Source organism: Deinococcus pimensis DSM 21231, assembly GCF_000519345.1.
Lineage (GTDB): Bacteria > Deinococcota > Deinococci > Deinococcales > Deinococcaceae > Deinococcus_A > Deinococcus_A pimensis.
The window spans coordinates 52,549-56,971 of sequence record NZ_KI912654.1; the positions used below are offsets into that span (position 1 = coordinate 52,549).

The 4,423-nt window shown below is 72.7% G+C and carries 5 protein-coding genes; 1 reads left to right on the forward strand and 4 read right to left on the reverse strand.

The genetic code is table 11. The features are described from left to right. The coding region (locus DEIPI_RS40005) for a hypothetical protein (protein ID WP_045234423.1) at positions 1-328 on the reverse strand (328 nt) is incomplete at its 3' end. A gap of 45 nt (positions 329-373) precedes the next feature. Next, a complete protein-coding gene (locus DEIPI_RS0115055; protein ID WP_027482310.1) occupies positions 374-1,267 on the reverse strand; it encodes a hypothetical protein in 894 nt (297 codons plus the stop codon). A 93-nt stretch (positions 1,268-1,360) separates the two neighbouring features. Here DEIPI_RS0115055 and DEIPI_RS0115060 point away from each other — a divergent pair, with 93 nt between their 5' ends. Continuing rightward, positions 1,361-2,329 carry a PIG-L deacetylase family protein gene (locus DEIPI_RS0115060; protein WP_027482311.1) on the forward strand — a complete coding sequence of 323 codons (969 nt, stop codon included), beginning with the start codon at positions 1,361-1,363 and terminating at the stop codon, positions 2,327-2,329. A 3-nt stretch (positions 2,330-2,332) separates the two neighbouring features. Here the strand turns inward: DEIPI_RS0115060 and DEIPI_RS0115065 are convergent, their stop codons facing one another. Both DEIPI_RS0115065 and DEIPI_RS40010 read right to left on the reverse strand, forming a co-directional pair. Further along, the gene (locus tag DEIPI_RS0115065) at positions 2,333-3,577 is read right to left on the reverse strand and encodes a polysaccharide deacetylase family protein (protein ID WP_045234424.1); all 1,245 of its coding nucleotides are present in this window, start codon (positions 3,575-3,577) and stop codon (positions 2,333-2,335) included. Positions 3,578-3,613: 36 nt separating this feature from the next. Continuing rightward, on the reverse strand, positions 3,614-4,423 hold an 810-nt coding region (locus DEIPI_RS40010; protein WP_052351754.1), incomplete at its 5' end, for a hypothetical protein.

The following is a 4,423-nucleotide window of genomic DNA, read 5'->3' on the forward strand; positions in this document are numbered from 1 at the left end:
CGGGCAGCAGGGCGTCCGCGGCGCCGCGCGGCGCGTTGCGGTCGTGACGCAGGTACCCGCGCAGCACGCGCGTGAGATGCGGGTGCAGGTCCACCTCGTCCACGTCCCCGGCCCGCCTGGGAAGGACGTCGTCGGCGTCCGGACGCACGAGGACGAGACGCTCGCCGCGCAGGTCCACGTCCCCCCCGCGCAGACGACCCAGCTGACGGGGACGCAACCCCTGCAGTCCGACGAGGCCCACGACGAGCTCGTCACGTCTGGGTCCGCAGCGGTCCATCACCTCCAGGATGAGGCGTTCGGTGAGCCGGATTCGTCGTGTGTCGGTCATGAGGTCCCCGGGGGGCAGTGTAGCGCCCCCGGGAGGAGGAGCGCCTCAGCGCTGCTGCATCACGAAGTCGAGTCCGCTCGCGGGCGCCGTGATCGGCGCGAAGTTGTTCCCGTCGGTCGTGTACCCGCCGAAGTACTCGCCGTAGTCGATCTCGGCGTTCCGGTTCCAGTCGGTGAACGCCACGACGGTGTACGGCTCCGCGAGGAGCCCCTCGACGGTGTAGGAGGTGGTCTTGGCGTTCACGCTGAGCTTCGTGAAACGCCACTTCTCCTGGTTGGAGCAACCGCCGTCCACGGCGCAGGCCATCACGACGAGGTTCGTGAGGTTCGCGTTCGCCCCGGCGGGCATGGAGATCGTGCCGGACACCGCACCGCCCGTCCCGCCGCCGCCGCCCGTGCCGCGCGGGCGGTTGTACAGGCTGTCGCGCGCCTGCCCCTCCGGGTCGCCCAGGGCCAGCACCGCCTGCGCGCCCGTCCCGGTCACCTTCCACGTGTTGACGCTGTCCTTGAGTTCGCGGCTCTCGTACGCGTTGGCGGGCGAGCAGGTGTAGCCCTTCGAGTACGACGTGGTCGGCACGAGCGTGAGGACGTCCCCGGAGAGCCGCACGACGCCCGACTGCCTGAGCAGCACCTTCGTCGTGCACGAATAGGTCGACACGACCGTGATACCGACGCGTTCGAAACGTCCGTCGGCGGTGAGCTTGAGCATCATGCTCGTCCCGCTCGCCTCGGCGTACCTGCCGCTCGACGGGTCGTAGTACTCGATCGGCGAGACGTACCCGGACTCCCAGTCACCCTGGAGCTGCGCGGGCAGCGCGTCGCCGGTCGGACCGCTCGGGCCGGGGCCGACGTTCCCGCCGGTTTCGAGTTCGGTGGTGCCGCAGGCACCGAGGAGCGCGCTCAGCACGAGCGCGGCGAGTCCGAGGAAGGGTCTGTTCATGGGTCTCTCCTTTCGCTCGCGGTCGAGCGTGAAGGCAGGGTACGTGCCGCGCGATGTCACGGGGATGGCAGGCGTGCCCGGTAGACTCGGTGCATGTCCCGCCGGGCCCGCCTCGTGCTCCTCGCCGTCCTCGTGACGCTCGCGGCGGCCTTCGCCATCAACGCGACGCCCGCCCTGCGCCTGCTCTACCCGCGCGCGACCGCCTCCGTGCAGGACCTGCCGAGGGTGACCCCGTACCGCCGGGGCGAGCGGGTGCTGATCGTCTCGCCCCACCCTGACGACGAGACGCTGTGCTGCGCCGGGAGCGTCCAGCAGGCACTCGCGGCGGGCGCGCAGGTGTGGGTGGTCTGGATGACCAGCGGCGACGGCTTCGAGCTCGACGCGATCCTGCTCAACCGCGCCCCGAGGCCCAGCGGGGACCAGCTCGCGGGCCTCGGACGGCGCCGCATCGTCGAGGCGACCCGCGCGATGACGGCCCTGAACGTGCCGCGTGACCACCTGATCTTCCTGGGCTACCCCGACGGAGGCCTGCTGCACCTCTTCCTGGAGAACTACACGGAGCCCTTCGCGTCGCGCTACACCCGCGCGACCCGGGTGCCCTACCCTCAGGCCCTCTCGCCGGGCGCGCCGTACACCGGCGTGAGCGTCGAGCGTGACCTCGACCGCGTCCTCGACGAGGTGCGGCCCGACGTGGTGCTCGCCCCCAACGTGCAGGACCAGCACCCCGATCACCGCGCCACCAGCTACTTCGTCACGAGGGCGCTCGCGCGGCGCGGCGAGCAGGACCGCCTGCGCTTCTGGATCGTGCACGGCGGCCTGGAGTACCCGCTGCCCAAGGGTCTGCACGAGGGACTGCCGCTCCTGATCCCGCCGCGCGGGCGCACGCTGTCGTGGGAACGGCTGGACCTCACCCCCGCGCAGGAAGCGGGCAAGCTGCGCGCCCTGCGTCAGCACCGCTCGCAGATGCGGGTGATGGACCGCTTCCTGCTGGCCTTCGTGCGGGAGAACGAACTGCTGACGCGGCAGGTGGCGCCGCGCGCCGTACCGGACACGGCGCGCTGAACCTCAACGCCCGGCGTGAGCGCTGCCGACGAGCCCGCCGACGGTCGTGAGGCGCACGCCACGCTCGCGGGCGACGCGCGTGAACGCGGCGAGCACGTCGATCGCCTCGGGCGCGTTGTCGTGCAGCAGCACGATCCCGCCGTAGCGCAGGTGCCGCACGAGCCTTGACTGCACCACCGCCGCGCCCGGGTTGTCGAAGTCGCCCGGGTCGTCCGTCCAGAAGGTCGTCACGAGGCCGAGTCCCTCCGCGATCCGCAGGGTCTGCGGGGAATAGTCCCCGCCGGGCGGACGGAAGTAGTGGACCGGGCGGCCCGTGATGTCGGAGATGGCGCGGTTGGCGTCGGAGAGCTCGGCGCGCACCGCGTCGTCCGGCAGGCCCGGCAGGCGCACGTGATGGTAGGTGTGGTTGCCGACCTCGTGCCCCTGCTCGATCATGTCGCGCACGAAGTACGGGTACGCCACCGCGTTGCGTCCGATCACGAAGAACGTGGCCTTCACGCCCTCACGGCGCAGCAGGTCCAGCAGCAGCGGCTCGTACAGGGGGTGCGGCGCGTCGTCGAAGGTGAGGGCCGCCACGGGCCGCGCGAGGCCGCCCTTGAACAGCAGGCCGCCGCGCACCCCGCCCCGGAACTGCGAGAGGCTCTGCTCCACCTGCTGCTGCAGCAGGTCCGAGGCGTTGCCGAAGAACCTCAGCGCGTCCTCGCGGACGCGCGCCACCGGACCGGGCGGCGTGCGGGGGGGCGTGGTGCCCTCGAACACGCGGTCGTAGGCGCTCACGCCGCCCACGTAGCGGGTGAAGTCCGCAAGGCGGTCGCGCGGGACGGACGCCGTGAACAGCGGGAGCGGCCCGCCGAAACCGCCGTACGAGGCGCGGTCGTACACGCTGACGTCCACCTCCGCGAGCGACGGCCGGGCGGCGAGAGCGCGCTGCACGACGGTCAGGGCGACCGCGCGCCTCCGCGCGAGCGACTCGTCGTCGGGTTCGAGCAGGACGACGCCGTGCGCCACCTCGATGAAGCCGTTGCCGCGGTACTCCAGCCTCGTGAGGCCCGGCACGGGCGGCGTGAGGGTGAGCTGCGGCAGGTTCGGCGCGGGCCGCGCGCCCGGCGCGAGCGGCTGCACCTGTCCCGGCAGGCTGGGCGCACGCCCCGGAGAGGTGACCGGCGGGACGGGCTGGAGGGGCGTCCGGGCGGGCTGGGCGATCGCCACGCCGAGCAGCAGGGCGATCAGGAGGGAGCGCGCGAACATACGGTCAGGATACCTGCGGGTGCGGGAACGCAACACTCAACGTTCCGCCCGGGCGGAGGGCGCGTCCGGCGCGGTGCGGGCCCACTTCAGGGCGTCCGCCACGCCCGCCGGGACGTGCCCGGCGGCCCGGTAGAGCCGCCCGGCGAGCTCGTACTGACGGCGCGCGAGCTCCAGACGGCCCTGCTTGCGGTACACGTGCCCCAGCACGTACGTCGCGAGCGGATTGGCGGGGCTGAGCTTCACGGCGCGCTCCAGGAAACGTGCGGACCGCGTGAGCCCCTCGGGCGTGCTCGGCCCGATGAAGCCGCCCGGCGCGCGCTCGCCGCGGTAGTAGTCGAACTGCGAGCGGACGTACGCGGCGTCGAGCAGCCCGACCTTCGCGGGACCCAGGACGTCCTTGCCCGCCGTGTAGGCCGTGATGGTGTCGTCGTCCGCGTAGCGGGGCCGCACGAAGCGGTAGGGCGCGCCGGGCCCGGCCGTGTCCCGCACGAGCAGGCCCTGGTGCCGCATGAACGGCGACTTGTCCGAGGCGTCCACGAGGACGTCGCGCCCTCCGGTGAGCCGCAGGACCGTCACGACGTGCCCGAGGTTGCTCTCCTGACCGCGCTCGTTGCGCCACACCATCGCGACGCCCGAGCGCAGCCCGAGCTGCTGCAGCACGCCCGAGATCAGCACGGACTGCAGCAGGCACTGCCGTTCGCCGAGCCGGACGGTGTTCGCGAACTCGAAGCCGCGCTCCAGGCTGAACTTCGGGATGACGGCCTTCACGGCGCGGTGCAGCCACTCCGCCGTGTCGCGTTCGAGCGCGGCGCGGCGCCCGGGGTCGCGTTCGGCGGCGAGCGCGGC